The organism is Selenomonas sp. AE3005, from assembly GCF_000686945.1.
GTDB lineage: Bacteria > Bacillota > Negativicutes > Selenomonadales > Selenomonadaceae > Selenomonas_A.
Genome location: NZ_KK366040.1, coordinates 66,589 through 85,013, shown reverse-complemented (window position 1 = coordinate 85,013; position 18,425 = coordinate 66,589). Strand labels below are relative to the sequence as shown.

At 50.9% G+C, this 18,425-nt stretch carries 14 protein-coding genes; 13 read left to right on the top strand and 1 reads right to left on the bottom strand.

What is annotated here, in order from left to right; translation table 11 throughout:
• Positions 1-530: 530 nt before the first annotated feature.
• Positions 531-1,085, top strand: a complete 555-nt coding sequence (locus DL94_RS0112095; protein WP_028130377.1) for a UbiX family flavin prenyltransferase — start codon at positions 531-533, stop codon at positions 1,083-1,085.
• Positions 1,085-1,759, top strand: coding sequence for a ribonuclease HI (gene rnhA, locus DL94_RS0112090; RefSeq protein WP_028130376.1), 675 nt, complete (start codon positions 1,085-1,087; stop codon positions 1,757-1,759). The genes DL94_RS0112095 and rnhA overlap by 1 nt, the downstream gene beginning before the upstream one ends.
• A 50-nt stretch (positions 1,760-1,809) precedes the next feature.
• On the opposite strand, the gene DL94_RS0112085 is transcribed toward rnhA, so the two are convergent.
• A complete protein-coding gene (locus DL94_RS0112085; RefSeq protein ID WP_028130375.1) occupies positions 1,810-3,048 on the bottom strand; it encodes a dicarboxylate/amino acid:cation symporter in 1,239 nt (412 codons plus the stop codon).
• A 299-nt stretch (positions 3,049-3,347) separates the two neighbouring features.
• Between DL94_RS0112085 and DL94_RS0112080 the strand changes: the two genes are divergently transcribed.
• From DL94_RS0112080 to DL94_RS0112030, 11 genes are all read left to right on the top strand, one after another.
• On the top strand, positions 3,348-4,112 hold the full coding sequence (locus tag DL94_RS0112080) for an MlaE family ABC transporter permease (RefSeq protein ID WP_028130374.1): 765 nt from the start codon (positions 3,348-3,350) through the stop codon (positions 4,110-4,112).
• Positions 4,113-4,134: 22 nt separating this feature from the next.
• Positions 4,135-4,884, top strand: coding sequence for an ABC transporter ATP-binding protein (locus tag DL94_RS0112075; protein WP_028130373.1), 750 nt, complete (start codon positions 4,135-4,137; stop codon positions 4,882-4,884).
• Positions 4,881-6,164, top strand: coding sequence for an MlaD family protein (locus DL94_RS0112070; RefSeq protein ID WP_028130372.1), 1,284 nt, complete (start codon positions 4,881-4,883; stop codon positions 6,162-6,164). The genes DL94_RS0112075 and DL94_RS0112070 overlap by 4 nt, the downstream gene beginning before the upstream one ends.
• Positions 6,165-6,236: 72 nt before the next feature.
• Entirely contained in the window at positions 6,237-7,814 is a 1,578-nt protein-coding gene (locus tag DL94_RS0112065; protein ID WP_028130371.1) for a TolC family protein, read from the top strand.
• Between the two features lie 45 nt (positions 7,815-7,859).
• Positions 7,860-12,215, top strand: a complete 4,356-nt coding sequence (locus DL94_RS0112060) for a translocation/assembly module TamB domain-containing protein (RefSeq protein ID WP_028130370.1) — start codon at positions 7,860-7,862, stop codon at positions 12,213-12,215.
• A gap of 41 nt (positions 12,216-12,256) precedes the next feature.
• Positions 12,257-14,158: a BamA/OMP85 family outer membrane protein gene (locus DL94_RS0112055; protein ID WP_028130369.1), complete on the top strand. Its 1,902-nt coding sequence runs from the start codon at positions 12,257-12,259 to the stop codon at positions 14,156-14,158.
• A gap of 137 nt (positions 14,159-14,295) precedes the next feature.
• On the top strand, positions 14,296-14,760 hold the full coding sequence (locus tag DL94_RS0112050; RefSeq protein WP_028130368.1) for an OmpH/Skp family outer membrane protein: 465 nt from the start codon (positions 14,296-14,298) through the stop codon (positions 14,758-14,760).
• Positions 14,761-14,855: 95 nt separating this feature from the next.
• Positions 14,856-15,947, top strand: a complete 1,092-nt coding sequence (locus DL94_RS0112045; RefSeq protein WP_028130367.1) for a hypothetical protein — start codon at positions 14,856-14,858, stop codon at positions 15,945-15,947.
• A gap of 23 nt (positions 15,948-15,970) precedes the next feature.
• Positions 15,971-16,420 (top strand): OmpH family outer membrane protein, encoded by a 450-nt coding sequence (locus DL94_RS0112040; protein WP_028130366.1) that lies wholly within the window; start codon positions 15,971-15,973, stop codon positions 16,418-16,420.
• 18 nt (positions 16,421-16,438) lie between these two features.
• Positions 16,439-17,458, top strand: a complete 1,020-nt coding sequence (gene lpxD, locus DL94_RS0112035) for a UDP-3-O-(3-hydroxymyristoyl)glucosamine N-acyltransferase (RefSeq protein ID WP_028130365.1) — start codon at positions 16,439-16,441, stop codon at positions 17,456-17,458.
• A 67-nt stretch (positions 17,459-17,525) separates the two neighbouring features.
• Entirely contained in the window at positions 17,526-18,413 is an 888-nt protein-coding gene (locus DL94_RS0112030; RefSeq protein ID WP_028130364.1) for a lysophospholipid acyltransferase family protein, read from the top strand.
• The last annotated feature ends 12 nt before the right edge of the window (positions 18,414-18,425 follow it).

Here is an 18,425-nt window from a genome sequence, read left to right as displayed (position 1 = left end):
CTAAAATAAAGTACATTTATTATAACGCCGAAACTTAGTTTTTGCCAACGGAAATCATAGCTGCAGGCAGTACGGATTGATTGACAGAATTTTGCAGGGTTCGTTATAACGAGGCAAGAAAATGTCCCCCACCTCAGCAGGTGGGGGCACGAATACCAAAACAGGCGGCGAGCATATCTCCCGCCTCGTTGCGAAGCGAAGCTAGTCCTTTAGGGAAACGCCAAGAGGAAGTTTTGCCTATGGCAAAACTGGAACAACGGCGTTATAATTTAAAGAGCGCATGAGTAAGGTGGGAGGCCGGACGGCAGTTATTGGCAGAGCGCAGCGTTTGCCGTTAAGTGTCAAGAAACTTATTTTTGCCATCATCTGTCATAACGGAAAAGGCTGTTGTTTGAACGCAGTGAGTTTAAGCCTTTTCCGTTATATAAAAGGTAAAAATAAGTTTTAGCTTAACGGCTCAGCGAAGTGAGCCAATAACTGCCGTCCGGCCGGAATTTCTTGTAACTTATAACGTATGTATGAGGTAATTTATGAAGATAGTAGTGGGAATAACCGGAGCCAGCGGCAGTGTTTATGCCCTGCGGCTTATCGAAGTTCTGCGGCATGCTGGCCATGAGGTGCATGCCGTGGTGACGGACAGCGGCTGGCAGGTGCTGGACTATGAGTGTGGTGTCAGCCGGGGCATGCTGGAGACGCGGGTGAACGTGCTTTATGATAATGACAATGTGGGGGCGGCGATTGCCAGTGGCTCCTTTAAGGTGGACGCCATGGTGGTACTGCCCTGTTCCATGAAAACCGTGGCCAGTATTGCCCATAGTATGTCAGATAATCTTTTGACCAGAGCTGCAGATGTGATGCTCAAAGAAGGACGCAAGCTCGTAATCGTGCCCCGGGAAACGCCCATGCACGCCATTCATTTGGAAAATTTATTGAAACTGGCACAGCTGGGCGTGCGCATTGTGCCGGCAGCGCCAGGCTTTTATCATCGGCCGCGCAGCATTGCTGATTTGGTGGATATGCTGGTGGGCAAAATTTGCGACCAGCTGGGCGTGGATACGGATTTGTTTACAAGGTGGGAAGGTTAATGGCAGGAAAAAAAGTGTATGCCGTCCGGGCTGGACGCAAGACGGGGATTTTTACGACCTGGGCAGAATGCAAGGCACAGGTGGATGGTTTTCAAGGCGCAAGATTTAAGGGCTTTACAGACCCCAACGAGGCGCTGCAGTGGTTGAATCTTGATTATGTGCCGCCTTATGGCGGCGGCCGAACGGCAGAAAAAGCTCCAACGGAACCCGCACCGTCTTATGCGGAAGATGCAGATTATATTATCTATACTGATGGTTCCTGCCTGCGTAATCCTGATGGCCCGGGGGGCTGGGCGGCGGTGATTGCTGACCAGAATGAAGGCAAGCTCACGGAACTTCATGGTGGTGAGCCGTCTACGACCAACAATCGCATGGAACTGACGGCGGCATTACAGGCACTGACGTTTGCCAAGGCCGGGGCTGTGATTGACCTGTATACTGACAGTCAGTATCTGAAAAATGCGTTCACGAAAAATTGGCTGGCAGGCTGGAAACGTAAAGGCTGGGTGACAGCTGCTGGCGCGCCGGTGAAAAATCAGGACTTGTGGCAAAAATTGGACACAGCTTTTGCCGAGCATCAGGTAAGGTTTCACTGGGTTAAAGGCCATGTAGGGGTGGCACAGAACGAGCGCTGCGATGAATTGGCTAAGGCTGAGGCGATGAAATTTCAATAAATAGTAAGAGGCCCGTTGACGTTGTCAACGGGCCTCCTGTTATAAGTTTATCAGGACTGTGAGGGCGTGCGGAATCTGTCGACGATGGTGGCGCAGGCGGCGTCACCGGTGATGTTGACGGCGGTGCGCAGCATGTCAAAGATACGGTCAACCCCGAAGAGAATGGGCAGGGCATCGAGAGGTATGCCGGCGGAAACCAGTACAGCTACTACGAGCAGCGTCGGGCCGGGGACACCGGCCTGGCCTACAGCGCCCAGGGTGCTGGTGATGATGATGGCAATGTACTGCGGCATGGATAGCTCCATGCCATACATCTGGGCCAGAAAAGTGGCGGCCATAGCGTAATAGGCGGCGTTGCCGTTCATATTGATGGTAGCACCCAGGGGCAGGGCAAAGGAAGTCGTTTCCTTGGATACGCCCAGCTCAGTGGTGGCCGTGTTCATATTGAGCGGCAGGGTGGCGATGGAAGACGCCGTGGAGAAGGCGAAAACCTGTACCTTCCACATGCTCTTGAAGAATTTTTTATAACTCGTGCATTGGGAGAACAGAGCTACACTGCCGCCAATCATGCCGTAGGTAACGATGGCCAGCACGGCTACATAGAGGATAATCAGATAAAGAATCTTGGTGAGCACGGCATAGCCAAAGGTGCCGGTGGCATCAGCCATCAGACAGAAAACACCGATGGGAGCCGTGTACATAATGCCGGTCATAATTTTGATAAATAATTCCGTCAGGTAATTAAAGAAATTCAATACAAAATTCTTTTTGTGTTCCTCCAGATAAGTGGCGGCAAAACCCATAAAGAGCGCAAATACGATGATTTGCAGTATATTGCCATCTACCAGTGCCTGGAAAGGATTAGTGGGGACAAAGCCTGTGACTGTTTCCCAAAAGCCGGGAATGTGGGTGCTTTCCTCGATATGCTCAACATGAATGGCTGCATCGGACAGCGTGCCCATTTCAATGCCGCGGCCCGGCTGGAAGATTTCACTGGCGGCCAGTCCCAGGGCTACGGCGACAGCAGTGGTGACGGCGTAGTACGCAAAGGTCAACAGGCCAATTTTTCCGGCATTGCCGGACCTGCCCAGCGAGGCAGCACCGCCAATTAAGGAAAAGAGCACCAGCGGAACAACAATCATTTTGATGAGCTGCATGAAAAGATTGCCCAAGGGTGCGAACATCTGCGCGTCTTTCCCCAGAATCAGGCCGGTGACGGCACCCAGGATGGTGGCGGCAATAATCCATAGTCCGAGCCTGTCGAGGCTGCTGTGTTTGTTTTCTGACATAAATAAACCTCCCAAAACTTTACTAAAACGGCTGCTGACGCAGAAAGCCGCATGCATACCCCGGGGGATATGGCATGCGGCTTCATTGCACGATTTATGATGTTTACATTTTAACATCTTATAACGTTTTTGTCTACTGTTGGTGGAGAAAAATGTCAATAATCTTGTGCGCTGGTATTGGGGCTGACAGGTGGTAAATCTTGAAATTTTACCGAAAAAATAGTACACTTATATTTACTAATTGTCTTAAGCCTGTTAAAATCAAAGGGTGGTAAATGCGAGGAAAGGAGGCACGCTGGATGCGTTATTTAGAGCTGCTAGGCGCGTGGGTTATAGCGCGTTTGTCTGAATTTGGCACCATCGTACTCTTATATCGTGATACCTTTCAGGAGTTATGTCACAAGCCGCGTGTCAAACATATTCTGGCGCAGATGTCGCATCTGGGTGTGGACTCCCTGTTGATTGTGAGCCTCACCCTGCTTTTTACAGGGGCGGTGTTTGCGTTGCAGACGGCAGATATATTGATCCGGTTCGGGGCACAAAGTACTGTCGGTGGTATTATTTCCGTCGCTATTGGCCGTGAACTGGGACCGGTGCTGGTCGGTGTTGTATGTGCCGGCCGGGTGGGGGCAGCTATTACGGCTGAGATTTCCACCATGAAGGTCACCGAGCAGATTGATGCCCTGCGCGTTATGGCGGTAAACCCGGTCAATTATCTTATCGTGCCGCGTATGCTGGCCTGCATGCTGGTGGTGCCGCTATTGACAGTGTTTGGTGATGTGGTCGGTGTTTTGGGTGGTTATCTGGTGGCGGTATATTACTCCGACATCAGCTCGTTCAGTTACATCAATTCCATCAATACTTTTGCGGACGTCTTTGACCTGACGGGCGGTATGATCAAGGCAATATTTTTCGGCAATGTCATTGCGGTGCTGGGCTGCTATTATGGTCTGCACTGTCCTGCCGGGGCCGAAGGTGTAGGTAAAGCCACCACGCGTACTGTGGTGACATCCATAATTGTTATTTTTATCTTGAATGCCGCGCTGACCTTTGTTTTGTACTAAAAAGGGTCTGCAGGAGGATAATATGATTCGGTTGTCGAATGTATCTAAGGTCTACGATGGCAAATATGCTCTGCATGATGTCAGCCTGACGATAAAAAAAGGGGAAACATTGGCTGTTATCGGCGGTTCCGGTTCCGGCAAGAGTACCCTGTTGCAGCTGCTCGTGGGGCTTATTCGTCCTGATAGTGGGGAAATCTTCATAGACGGACAGGATATTACCAAGCTTTCCGAGAAAGAAATGGATAAGGTTCGTCTTAACATGGGCATGGTGTTTCAGTATTCAGCGCTGTTTGATTCCATGACCGTCGGGGAAAATGTGGCCTTTGGCCTGCGGGAACATAAGCATTTGCCCGAGGCGGAAATTCAGCGGATTATCAAAGAGAAACTGGAACTGGTAGGTCTCTACGGCGTGGAGAATAAACTGCCGGGAGAATTGTCCGGCGGCATGAAAAAAAGAGTCGGCCTGGCCCGGGCGATTGCGTTTGGCCCGGAAATCATCTTTTACGATGAGCCGAGTTCCGGCCTGGACCCCATCACCACGGCGAAAATCGATGAACTGATTGTAGACATGCAGAATAAACTCGCCGTTACGTCCGTGGTGGTCACGCACGATATGGCCAGTGCCTGCCGCATCGCTGACCGCATTGCCATGGTTTACGAGGGCGAACTTATCGCTGTGGATACGGTGGAGAATTTTAAACAGATAAAGGATGAACGTGTGCAGGCCTTTTTCCGGACGCTGCACATTGCAAAGGAGGGACAGACGGCATGACAACAGAGGCAAAGGTGGGAGCATTCACCCTGGCTGGTCTGGCCTTATTTGCAGGCGTCGTTATCATGTTGAGCGGTTTTAAGCTGGGCGGCGATAAGGGCTATACCTTATATGCCGGTTTTAAACAGGTGGTGGGCATTGAACCACAGTCACTGGTCAGACTTTCCGGTGTGCCTGTGGGCAGTGTTGAATCCGTGAACAACGATGGACGCGGTGTTACGGTGACCATGCGCATAAACAGCGATGTTAAAATACCGCAGAACTCGCAGGTGGTTGTAGGCGCTGCCGGGGTTATGGGGGATAAGTTCATCAATATCCTGCCCGGTGACGATAACAGCGGCTGGGTGGAAGATGGCGACTACCTGCAGGGACAGGATGAAGTCGGCATGGATGACATGATGCAGAGTATGATCAAGCTGGCGGCTGAAGCGCAAAATCTGCTGGAAGGCATGAATAAAGTTATCGGCAATGGCGATTTCCAGGCATCTTTTATCCAGATGGCCATAAACATGCGTGATACCACAGCGCATATAAAAGGCATGACGGCGGCTCTGGAAAACATTGCTGTCAGCAATCAGAGCAATATCAGCCAGCTGCTTGGCAACCTCAATATGGCTACTGGCAGTTTGAATCGAACCATGAACTCCGTCGAGGCGATGATGGCAAATCTGGCCACTGTAGGCGCTGACCCGCAGACGGCGGAGAATCTGCGTCTGACCTTGGATAATATCGCCAAGTCCAGTGAGCAAATCAGAATTATCACGGAAGGTGTAGCCAAGATAGCTGGCGACGAAAAGACCGTGGAAGATACGAAAAAGATAATTCATAACGCCCGTGAACTTACGGAAAAAGCTAAAGATGTAAAAAAGCAGCTGGACTCCATTAAAACCGAAGCCAGCGTTGATGTTTTATACAGCGGCGGCCGCAAGGACTGGGAAACCAATCTGAACTTTATGGTTGGTATGGAACAAGGGCCGTTCCTAAATATGGGCGTTGAAGATATCGGCGAACACAACCGGATGAATTTTCAGGTGGGCAGCCGCCGGGGCAGCCTGGCAGCCCGGGCCGGAGCTATTCATGGCGAGGCCGGTGTAGGACTTGATGCTTATGCTGGCAAAAATTTCAAACTTTCCGCTGATGCCTATAAATTTAATGATTTCTCCCTTCGTTTGGGCGCCCAGTATCGTATTGCCGGGGATACCTGGCTGATGGGACAGTGGCGGGATGTAAATCACAGTGACCGCAGAGCGGCCTACATAGGCTTGAAACAGGCGTTTTAATTACTACGATAATCCCAGCTGCAAGGGCGGCTTTAAATAATACACCGATTAGAGATTGAGGAGGAATTTGTCTTGAATAAAAAACGTTTTTATAAAAAATTGACGGCTATGGTTTTAGGCGGTCTGCTGACCGTTTCCACAGGTACGGCGCTGGCCGCCAACACGGTACAGCTGAACCTGAATGACGCAGTGCAGATGGCTATGGAGAATAACCGCAGCATCAAGAGTGCCTTGGCTGACGTGGATGTAGCCAAGTGGAACCTGTCCAAATACCGCCGTCAGACTGGTGTTACGGTAGGTCTGTCTTCGGCTTTTAATCGTGTTAACGATACTGTGGCTGGAACCCATGTAGACAATAAGTATTTTACCAACAGTGCCAGTGCATCGATACCTTTGTATAATTTCTCCCTGCGCAGCGGCATTGAGGCAGCAGGCTATGGCCTGAACGCTGCCGATGTGACGCTCGAAAACACCAAGCAGAGCGTGCGCTATAGTGCTACTGAAGGCTATTACAATGTGCTGAACTACAAGAACCTTATCAAGGTGCAGGAAGACTCGGTCAAGGCTTATCAGGAACATCTGGACAATGTTAATGCCCAGTATCGTGTAGGTACGGTCGCCAAGTCTGACGTATTGTCCTCACAGGTAAACCTGGCTAATGCCCAGCAGTCCCTGACCACGGCACAGAACAATTACGATATTGCGGTGGCCACGCTGAATAATATTGTCGGCCTGCCCACGGATACGGTGCTGGAAATTGATGACCAGCTGAAACATTCGTCCTATAATCTGGATTTAAATGACTGCACTAACTATGCCCTGAACAATCGCGCTGACGGTGCGGCTGCCTATTATGCTGTAAAGCAGGCAGAGGCCGGCATTAACACGGCTAAGGCCGGCTGGTATCCGACGGTGACGGCATCCGGCTCGACGTCTATTGAAGGCAAGAACGCTTTTGGCAATGACACGGACACCTGGGTGGTTGGTGCCACGGCATCCTGGAATATCTTTGACAATGGTGTAACTACGGCTAATGTAAATTCCGCCGAGGCATCACTGACTAAGGCACAGGAAAACCTGCATCAGAAAGATGAGGCCATTCAGCTGGATGTACGCACGGCCTTCCTGAACCTGCAGGCTGCGGAAAAGAACATCAAGACCACGGAAGTAGCTGTGGAACAGGCCCGGGAAGATTTAAAGATTGCCAATGTACGCTATGCGGCCGGTGTTGGTACAAACCTGGACGTTATGGATGCCACGGAAAAAATGACGGCAGCCCAGACCAACTACTACACGGCGCTGTACAAGTACAATGTTTCCAAGGCTGCTCTGGATAAGGCTATGGGCATTCCTGTGGATATCAATGTGGCTAAGTATAAGACTTCCCAGATGGAGGGCAACCGGGTGAAGAAGGTTCGTAACGATGCCAAAGTTACGGAAAATCCCGTACTGGAACTAACGCAGGCGGCTAAGCAGGCTTCGAAGGAAGAGGCTAAAGCCAATCGTCAGGCTGAACGTGAAGTTGCGGCCAAAGCCAGCAAGAAACAGCAGCCTGTGCAGCAGGAAAAAGCCGCAGAAACCAAGCCTGCGGCTCCTGCTCAGGAACAGGCTGCCAGCACCAGTACGGTGGCCAATGAAATGGCTAAATAACCATGACAAGATACTGCCCTGGGCAGGGCGTTTGAGGAGACAGCAATGAAGGTAAAGACCTGGAAAATATGGGCACTTGCTTGCGGCCTGCTGATAATGGCTGTGAGTGGCTTTTGGTACTATACGCAGACGAAAAACTTCATGGCAGCAGCGGGGGGGAAAGTGTCCCAGCTGGCATCTCAAGCGTTGGAAACCGAGGTAGAAATTGGGGAAATAGAGGTAAGTTCCCTTAGTGATATCAAACTGCATAACTTGACTATCTATGACAAGCAGGCGGAGCTGATTGCCCGTGCCGATGAGGCACGGGTCAGCTATCGCCTGCTTGCGGCGGTTTCAGACCCTGCCGATGCGGTAAAGGAAATTTCGGTAACCGGCGTAAAGGCCGTACTTGCCGAACGGGCTGATGGCAGCTGGAATGTGCAGGATTTATTGTCGGGGGAATCAAGCAATCAGGAGTTTCATGGCAAGGTGACGGTAGCAGACGGCCAGTTAACTGTCCGCCGGCAGGGACAGGAACTTCAGCTGGATAATGTGCAGGCGGCAGTGGATATGGGGACGTATCCTGTAGCCAAAGCGCAATTTTCCGCTAATAATGCCGGGGCTGACCTGGCCGGCACGGCGACTATATCTGACAGCCGTCAGATAATCAATGCCAAGGTGTCTGGGGCTGACTTAGCCAACTACATCAGCTATCTGCCGCAGGGGCTGCTGCCGGACAATGTTGTCATCAAAGGCGGCAGAATTGAACAGGGCAGTTTCAACCTTTATCGCCGGGAAGATAATATTTCCTTCAGCGGTGACGTGGATTTACGTGAGGGCGCAGTAACTGTTGAAGGCACGGATATCGAGCATATCACCGGACATGCGGCGTTTACCAACGAAGAGCTGCTGCTGAACGCTCAGGCGGAAAGCAATGGGCAAAAAGCCAGTGTCCATGGCAAAATAAAACATTTGCAGACTGTGCCGTACATGGAACTGGAGGCTGAGGGGGAAGAGTTCGACCCCAGCAGGATTTTACAAAACATACCGTATAGTGGCGGCGTAAACTTCAAGGCTAAGATTACAGGCGCTTTCAGCAATCCCAGCATTGACGGCCGGGTAGAGGTGCCGGCCGGTCAGGCTATGGACGTGCCCTTTAGCGGCGGCGTGGCAGAGGTCCGCTATCAGGATAAGAATCTCTTTGTGCGGAATTTTGCTGCGCTGGTGATGGGCGGCAAGGTCAGCGGTGAACTGGTATTATCTACAGAAAACCTTGGTTACACTGCACATGTAAAAGTTGAGGAACTGGATGTTGCCCAGGCTGCAGGACTGGTGCCGGATTTGGCCGGCGCGGCGGGACGTCTGTCCGCGGACCTCGGGGGCAATGGTATAGGCGCGGATATGAGCACGCTGCAGCTTTATGGCAGTGCCAGCTTGAAAAATGCTGCTTTCCGTGGCTTGCAGGTGGACAGCGCCAGTGCATCCTTGCACTTGTCTGATGATGATTTGCAGATAGATTATTTAAGCGTAAATATGCCCAATCACAGCAGTTTGGGTGTGGAAGGCTCAATCCTGGATATGCGCGGCCAGGCCAAACTGAATTTGGATTTCTATGGCGGTCATTTTGACTTGTCACAGTTCCGTAACATCGATGAACGTATTGACATGTCAGGACTGGCTGATTTTAAGGGCACGGTGCGGGGCGACCGCCACAATCCCCGGGTCGAGATAAAATTCGCCGGCAATCATGGGCGTATCTTCAAGCAGCCTTATGACAGTCTGAAATTTGCGGCCAGCGGCAGCCTGGACGGTGTCGGCATTGACGATTTCCTGATGGAGAAGGATGGCAAGGAAGTTTGGCGGGCTGCTGGTTCGGTAGGTTTTACCGGTGCAAAAAAAATCAATTTGCGGCTCGATACCATGGGCGCCCGCATGGAAGATATCATGGCCTTGATAGCGCCAGACCAGCCGTTGACGGGTAATGTGGACAATGTCGTCAGGGTTACGGGCACACTGGACAAGCCGCAGGCCGTGGGCTATATTCACTTTTATCGCGGCAGTTATCATGGCATGCTGCTGTCCGGTATGGACGGGGACTATTTCCTCGAAAACGGTGTCCTGCGCCTGCAGGATTTCCACGCTTACTCGCCGATGATTGATATGGTCTTAAATGGCAACTTGATTACAGCCACGCAGGCACTGGACATGGAAGTTGAGGCGCAGGATATTGACCTGAAACGCGTGCAGCATAAACTGCCGTATGAAGTCAGCGGCCATGGCACGTTTAAAGGTAAAATTTTAGGGACGATTCAGCGCCCGGAATTTTACGGGCTGCTCGATGCGCCGCAAATTATCCTGAATGACCAGGTGATTGACAACCTGCATGGCATGGTAAAATACCGTAATGACAAATTTGACATTGACCATTTCGGCTTTGAACAGCAGGGCGGCACCTATGATATGGAGCTGAGCTACGATACGCAAAGTGAGGCGCTGGATGGCGATGTGGTGATTGCCGGCGCAGAAATCAGTGCGGTGGCGGCGCTGGTCAACCAGAAAACGGAGGTAATCTCCGGTAAGGCCGATTTGACGGCGCATATTGGCGGTACAGCTGGTAATCCCAGCGTGAAGGTAAATGGCAATATCGCGCAGGGGCTGGCCGGCGGCTACGACATTCACGGCGTAGCGGTCGATATGCAGCTTATCAATAGAATCCTGTACATCAACCAGCTTAAGGGCAGCCAGGGAGACGAGGGCACATTTGCGGCCTCCGGCACAGTGGCCTTGGATGGCCCAATTGCAGCAAAATTTTCCGCGCAGCAGCTTGATTTTGGCATGTTCACCGGTCTGGCCGGGGTGAAAGCCCAGGGCGTAACCGGCAAAGCTGATATTGAGGCCGAGCTGGGTGGGTACATAAACAATCCGTCGGCCGACGTGACCTTGAAGGCCGTAAATGGCGGTATTCAGGGGGCTGCTTTTGACAGCATGACCGGACAGGTAAACCTGAAAAATGGTTTGCTAAGCGTAAAAAGCCTGCGCGTGAACAAGCAGGTAGGGGAACGCAACTGTGCGGTTGATATCAAGGGTATCGTGCCCATGCGCGCCCTGACTGCCGGCAAGGATGAATGGCTGGACGATTACGAGCAGATACAGCTGACGGTGGGGCTGGAGAATGCAGATTTATCTCTGCTGCCCACCTTATCGCCGCAAATTGACTGGGCTATGGGAGCTACTGCCGGTGACATAAAGATACATGGCACCCTGGCACATCCGCTGATTGATGGCAGTATTCAGATTCCCACTGGCGCCATGAAACTGAAATTCCTGGATTTACCGGTTACTGATATGGCAGCCAAGGTAAAATTTACTGGGAATAAAGTGACAGTTGAAGAATTTTTTGGTAAAATGGGCGGTGGCACATATAATCTGCAGGGCAACCTGACTATGGATGGCTGGCAGCCGGAACATTACGATTTTTCGCTGGTCTGCAATGCACTGGGGATAAAGAGCAAATTCTTTACAGGGCCATTGAATGCGGAGTTCCATCTGGGCGACACGAACTTTTATGGACGTCAGCTGCCCAAAATATCCGGTAAAGTTGATTTCCATGATTGCCAGGTTTCGGTGCCGACAATACCCGATAGTGATGGCGACATGCCGGAAATGGTCTTTGATGTTCAGGTCAATGCCGGCAAGAAGGTGCATTTTTACAGTGCATACCTCTATGACCTCTATCTGGACGGGGCTTTCCATGTGGGCGGCATAACGAGCCATCCCAAAATGTCTGGCAGCTTAAAAGTTAAGCGCGGCGGCACCATAAATTATTTAAAGACAGAGTTCAACATCCGGCAGGGTGTGGCGAACTTTAATCAGGTGGCGTCCTTTATGCCCAGCATTGATTTCGTTGCTGATACCAGACTGACGCAGGCCAGGGTGTTCTTGTCGGTGAAGGGCCCGCTAGGAGCTGCCAATATGAGGTTGTCTGCAAGCCCGGCCATGAGCCAGACGCAGATTATTCAGCTGCTCACACTGCGCGATGCCTACAGACACGGGCAGACAAATATGAATGCCGGTGATATGCTGGTAGTGGGGCTGCAGATGAGTTTCCTGTCGGAAATTGAGTCGGCTATGCGTGAGTATTTGTATCTTGACCGGCTGGCTATTTCCCGGGGGAGTGGTTCAGCTTTTAGCAATCGTAATAACACAACGGAAAAAGAAATTAACGAAAACAAATATGATTTTAATATTTCTATGGGAAAATATATAGCAGACAGAGTTATGTTGCGATATACCAGGGGGTTAGGCGGCGATAATATCAATCGCTATGGCTTCCAATACGACTTAAGTGATAACGTGGGCCTGACCTTGGAAAGGGAAAGTGGTGGTTATATTATGGGTGTGGAGGCCAGATTTAATTTTTAATTACGCAGAACATGTATTTACATAATTAGGAGGTTTGACCTTTGAATAAGGGAAATAAAAGGTTTTTAGCTTATGCGGTTGCCTTGGCAACCAGTTTTTCCGCCCTGCCGGGAATGGCTTATGCGGAAGTGGCGGCAGCGGATAAGTCCGCGGTCCAGACGGCGCAGGAGGCGGCAGCTCCCCAGGGCGCTCCGGTACAAAATGCAGTACAGGGGACTGCTGAGGCACAGGGGAAAGCTGCAGACCAGCGGACGGAGGAATGGCTCAAGAACCGTCCGCAGGAGGATGCTATAGAAAAATTCGGCAAGGAATATGAAGGCCAGACCATTGTAGATACAGTGTTTGATGGTACTACGTCAGTAACGGAAAATACTGCGAAGGCGGCACTTACCATGCATACCGGTGATATGTTCACACTTAAGGGGATGAACAATGACCGCGAGGCCGTCTACAATACGGGGTATTTCTATGATTTGTTCCCGACTTTTGAAAAAGTGCCGGAAGGTGTGGTTATCACTTACCATGTGCTGGAAAATCCGGTGCTGAAGAGCATTAACATTACGGGCAACACCGTCATCAAGACGGCGGACTTGCTGAAAAATGTTACGGTTAAAGATGGCGAGATATTAAACAGCCGTCTGTTGCAGCAAAATATTCAAAGTATCAAGGATGTCTACCGTGAAGAAGGCTATATCCTGGCTAAGGTCACCGATATAAATATTGATAAGGAAGGCAACCTGACGCTGCGCATAAACGAGGGTACCCTGGAAGGCTACAAGGTTAAGGGTAATACCAAGACCAAGGACTATGTTATCCTGCGCGAAATGCGGCAGAAACCCGGCGAGCCGTTCAATTCCAAGAAGGCACGCCGCAGTATGCAGCGCGTTTACAATCTGGGCTTTTTTGAAGATGTAAATATCAAGATGAATCCGGGCGTGGAACCCAATGCCGTAGTTATGGAACTGGACGTTAAGGAAAAACGTACAGGGTCGTTTGGTATTGGTGCCGGTTACAGTACCGCTGATGGTGTAATTGGTATGGTCAGCATTGGTGATACCAACTTCCGTGGTACCGGTGATGCGGTAAGTCTGACGTTTGAAAAAAGCGGCAGCGAGACGGATGCTCGCGGCTATACTTTTTCCTGGCGTCATCCCTGGATTGATAAGAAAGAAACCGTTGGCACCCTGCGTATTTACAATCGTACGTACCAATACGATGATTACAACACGGATGGCAATTTAGTAGAAAGCTATATGCGTAAGTATTCCGGTGGGGAAATTACTCTGGGCAGACCGGTAAGTGAGTATTCCACTAACTATTTGACTTTCCGTAACCGTGATGATAAATATGTCCGCCATGTTAAAAATAAGGGGAAAGACCGTAGTGGTGATACTGCTTGGCAGGAAAAGAATTTCGGTTTGACAAGAAGTATCACCTTCAGCCATGTGACGGATACGCGTGATAATGTTTACAATCCGACGACAGGCAGCCGGATAAGTTTGACCGGCGAAGTGGCCGGCTTGGGGGGAGATTTTAATTTCCAAAAGGCTACTATCGAAGACCAGCGCTACATTAAGGTGGGGCATGCACAGGTAATTGCCTTGCGCGGTCAGTACGGCGTGGGTCGTGGCGAGATATCCGAGTTCAACCTGTACAAGGTCGGCGGTCAGAACAGCCTGCGCGGCTATCGTGAAGACCAGTTCCGTGGTACGCGTATGGCGCTGGCCACGCTGGAATACCGGTTCCCGATTGTCAGCAAGGTGCAGGGCGCACTCTTCACTGACTGGGGTTCCGCATGGTATGATGGTTTTACGCCGAAAGACCTCAAGGGCAGCATCGGCGTAGGCCTGGCGCTCAACACGCCGCTGGGGCCGCTGCGTCTGGACTACGGCCGTGGCAAAAATGGCGGCCGCGTACATTTCACCGTGGGCGGCACTTTCTAAGGTAGGCCAGACGTTTATTTGAAGTTTGCCTTGAATAAGAAAAAATAGTTTGTTATAATAACTTTTATGTATGGGTGTTTTTGACACTACATTAGGGAAAAGATGAATCACCCTTTAGGGGAAAAGGAGATTTTACAATGGTTAAATTACAGAAAAAACAGGTTAAAATTGTCAGCATTCTTATCGCACTGGCTTTCGTTGGCTCCGTAGTAGCTATGGCTCTGACGCAGTTTGGCCCGAATATGGTCAGCGCAGCCAGCTCCAACGTCGGCGTGGTTGATTACAGCCAGGTTATGAACCAGCATCCGAAGGTTCAGGCTGCTTCTACGGAAATGCAGACGGCTGTTCAGGAAGCCCAGAAGGAATTTGAAACCAAATCCGCTAACATGAACGATAATGAAAAGCGCGACTACTATACGCAGACTCAGCAGCGCCTGCAGCAGAAGAATCAGGAACTCATGGAACCCATCACCAAGAGTGTTGAGGAATCTGTAAAGAAGGTTGCTGAACAGAAGGGCCTGTCCGTAGTTCTGGAAAAAGGCGCTGTTGTTTACGGCGGTGTAGACATCACTCAGGATGTCCTTAAGCAGGTTAGCAAATAAGAGCAGTCAGGTACTTCACTGATTGGACTATATAAAGTTTGGCAGTACCGAGCAGCAAAGGCGCTCGGTACTGTTTGTAAGAGGGGGGAGCGCAGGTGCCGGAAACGCATGATGACAGTCAGAAAGCTGGCAAAGCACAGCGTCGCCGGAATATTCTGGTTGGCACCGTGGCTGCCCTTTGTATGATTTTTCTGGGCGCCTGGCTGGCGCGGGAGTTTATTCTGCCCCCAAAACATAGTCAGATGGCTCAGGAAAAGCCGGACACAGGCATCATCAACTGGCAGCAGGTTGTGGCTGCGCATCCCGATTATGAAAAATTTACCGCTTTGGACGCAGAATGTCAGCTGCTGGAACTGGAGGTTTCCGATGTAGGGGATATGCTTTCCCTGGAAATGCCCCAGCTGCTGGATGAAACGTTTAAAGAGTCAGTCTGGCAGAAAAATGCTGCTGATGTAATCGGCGGCCGGGCCGAGCTGGAGCGTAAGGCGCAGCAGCTTCGGCAGGAATACACCAAGGCCACCGAGGCGGATTTCAATGCCCGGCGGCAGGCGCTCGATGAAGAGTATTTAAATGAGATTTTAAATCTCAACATCAAGTTGGACAATCAGGCGGCCATGCACAATGCGCTGGACTCTAAACAGGCAATCCAGGAGGAACGGGAAGTCTGGGAGGCGCAGCGCAGCCAGCTGCAGGCAGAACGCGGGCGGCGGCAGTATGAATTGTGGCAGGCTTACAAGCAGGAAGTTGAAAAATATGTTCAGGATAAGCTGGCCCCTGAACTGGCACAGTGGCGGGCTAGTATGCCAAAGCTCCGGGATGAGAAAATGGCGGCTGCGCAACAGACTCGCGCAGCGGCAGACGCACGTAATGCTGACCTGATGTCCAAGCAACAGGCCATAGCTGAAAAGGTACAGCAGCGGCTGGCCAAACGGCAGCAGCTGGCTGAAAAGCAGGCAGAACTTGCGGCACTGCATGCCCATATAATCAATGATGTGGCCGGCAAGGCAGCTAAAATTGCCATCATGCATCATTTTACCCTGATACTGGTTCATCATCCGGCGGCACTTGCCAGTTTCCTGCCACAGACAGGAAAAGTACCGGCGCTGCAGCCGCAGGATAGTGTGGTTATTGGCCTGAAGACACAGGACGTCACCGACGAATTGGTGCAGGAAATGAAAAATATTTAAAGCAAAGAAAGAAGCGAAAGATAATGAAATTACGCAAAAAATCTGCGGCCTTCATGGCTGCAGCTATGTTAGGAGCTATGCTGGTCAGCGGCTGCGGACAGGCGAAAATCGGTTATATAGATGGTGAACGCGTTACGAAAGAAGCTCCGCAGATTAACACGCTGGTCGAGGAGGGCAATAAGAAGATTCAGGAAGCCCAGACGCAGGCCGGAGAAGAGCTGCAGAAAAAAATGCAGGAAAATCCCAACATGAGCCAGGAAGATTTGCAGAAGGCTCAGATGGACAGCCAGCGTAAAATACAGGGGCTCAACCAGTCCTACTCGTTGCAGCTGAAACAGAAGATAGATGCAGCCTGTGCTGCTGTTATGAAGGAAAAGAAACTTGATGCAGTAGTGAACAACGCTGCTGACCAGCCGACAGCTGTCAGTGGCGCTGAAGACGTTACTGATGCCGTAATCGCACAGTTGCAGTAAGATGGGAGTATTAGCAGCATGAAAAAGACATTGCAGGAAATAGCCGGCCTCGTGGCAGGGCGCATTGTTGGCGACGGGAATATTGAAATCGAAGGTCTGGACAATATTCAGGGTGCAGGTGCGCATGATTTGACCTTCGCGGTAGAACCACATATCGAGGAAGCTAAAACCTGTAACGCGGCGGCAGTAATGCTGCCGGAGGGCATAACGGATTTCCCGAAAACAGCTCTGCTGGTGGAAGACCCCAGAGCGGCTTTTGCCAAGCTGTTGGAGATATTTACGCCAAAGCTGCAGCATGAACAGGGTGTCAGCGCCCAAGCTCATGTCGGCAAAGATGTAAAATTAGGGAAGAACGTTACTATCATGCCTTTTGCCATGATTGATGACCATGCCGTTATTGGTGACAATGTCATAATTTACCCCCATACTTATATCGGCCAGTATGCGGAAATCGGTGAAGATACGGTGGTGTACTCCAACGCTACCGTACGTGAGCATTGCCGGGTTGGCAAGCGCTGTGTGATTCACAGTTCGGCCGTAATCGGCTCCGATGGTTTTGGTTTCACAACCAAAGACGGCGTCCATACCAAAGTGCCCCAGGTGGGCATCGTGGTTTTGGAAGACGATGTGGAAATCGGCGCCCATGACGGCATTGACAGGGCCGCCATGGGGGCTACGGTTATCGGTCAGGGCACGAAAATCGATAATCTGGTACATATCGGCCACAACTGCAAGATTGGTGCTAACTGTCTGATTGTAGCCCAGACGGGTATTTCCGGTTCTACGACCGTTGGTCATAATGTTACGTTCGGCGGCCAGGTGGGCACTGTAGGGCACATCAACATCGGGGCAAATTCCGTCTATGCAGCACGGTCCGGGATTATCGGTGACATGCCGGAAGGCGTGTTCTGTGCCGGTTTCCCTGTGCAGTCTCATACGGAATGGCTGCGCATGCAGGCGTCGATGAAAAAATTGCCGGAGATGCTGAAAAAGATAAAACAGCTGGAAAAGCAGCTGGCTAAGTACGAAAATAAATAGTAATATTGCCAGAAGCCCCTGCTTGGGGGCTTTTTGGTGTCAGCAGGACTTTTTGGAGGCAGGTAACGTGGTATATTATGCTCTGAAATTGATAAGCTGGGCAGCTTGCTTATTGCCTCGCGGCCTATGTGAACACTTTGGACAGACCTTGGGCTATATGGGCTGGCTGGCAGTGCCGGGAAAACGCAAACAGATGGCCAAGGGACAGGTAATGCGCTGCCTTGGCTGCTCGGAACAGGAGGCAGAGCGCATCGTCAGAGCCAGTACGGTGCGTTTTGGTTCGATGTTGATGGAGGTGCTGCGCTTTCCGGTGATAAAACGTCAGCCGGATAAGTACGTGCGTATTCAAGGTTTGGAAAAACTGCAGCAAAGTATGGCGGAGCAAAAAGGCGCGGTAATTGCAGCAGCTCACAGCGGCAACTGGGAGCTTATGGGTGGTGCGTTTGCCATGGCAGGGATTCCGCTGGTCGGGGTAGCACAAAAACAGCGTGATGCCGGAGTGGATAAGTTTATCAATGAATACCGCACGCTGATAGGCATGCATATTACTTACAAGACCGGTGTACGGGAAATGTTTGATATGCTGAAAAAAGGCTGGGCTATCGGCCTGATTGCTGACCAGGACCCCAACCGTCACGATGGCATTGTGCTGAAATTCTTTGGGCAGTATACTAATTGCCTGACGGGGCCTGCCTCGATGGCCAGATTCCAGAGTGTGCCCATCCTCACGTCCTTTATGCACCGGGAACCTGATGGCACGCATACGCTGATTGTTGATGGCCCCTTTTATGTGGAAAAGACGAAGGACAAGCGAGCGGATATTGCCAAAATGACGCAGTTTTTGAATGACGCCATAGAGGCCCATATCCGCAAGTATCCGGAAGAATGGTTTTGGCTCCACGACCGCTGGAAGTCCATACGGGAGGAATTTCCCGATAAACCATGGTTGCAATAGTGGAGGATGTTG

Coding starts and splice junctions, on each gene's coding strand:
- DL94_RS0112050 (WP_028130368.1), top strand. CDS start 14,296: ATGGTTAAATTACAGAAAAAACAGGTTAAAATTGTCAGCATTCTTATC.
- rnhA (WP_028130376.1), top strand. CDS start 1,085: ATGGCAGGAAAAAAAGTGTATGCCGTCCGGGCTGGACGCAAGACGGGG.
- DL94_RS0112070 (WP_028130372.1), top strand. CDS start 4,881: ATGACAACAGAGGCAAAGGTGGGAGCATTCACCCTGGCTGGTCTGGCC.
- DL94_RS0112095 (WP_028130377.1), top strand. CDS start 531: ATGAAGATAGTAGTGGGAATAACCGGAGCCAGCGGCAGTGTTTATGCC.
- DL94_RS0112075 (WP_028130373.1), top strand. CDS start 4,135: ATGATTCGGTTGTCGAATGTATCTAAGGTCTACGATGGCAAATATGCT.
- DL94_RS0112040 (WP_028130366.1), top strand. CDS start 15,971: ATGAAATTACGCAAAAAATCTGCGGCCTTCATGGCTGCAGCTATGTTA.
- DL94_RS0112060 (WP_028130370.1), top strand. CDS start 7,860: ATGAAGGTAAAGACCTGGAAAATATGGGCACTTGCTTGCGGCCTGCTG.
- DL94_RS0112085 (WP_028130375.1), bottom strand. CDS start 3,048: ATGTCAGAAAACAAACACAGCAGCCTCGACAGGCTCGGACTATGGATT.
- lpxD (WP_028130365.1), top strand. CDS start 16,439: ATGAAAAAGACATTGCAGGAAATAGCCGGCCTCGTGGCAGGGCGCATT.
- DL94_RS0112080 (WP_028130374.1), top strand. CDS start 3,348: ATGCGTTATTTAGAGCTGCTAGGCGCGTGGGTTATAGCGCGTTTGTCT.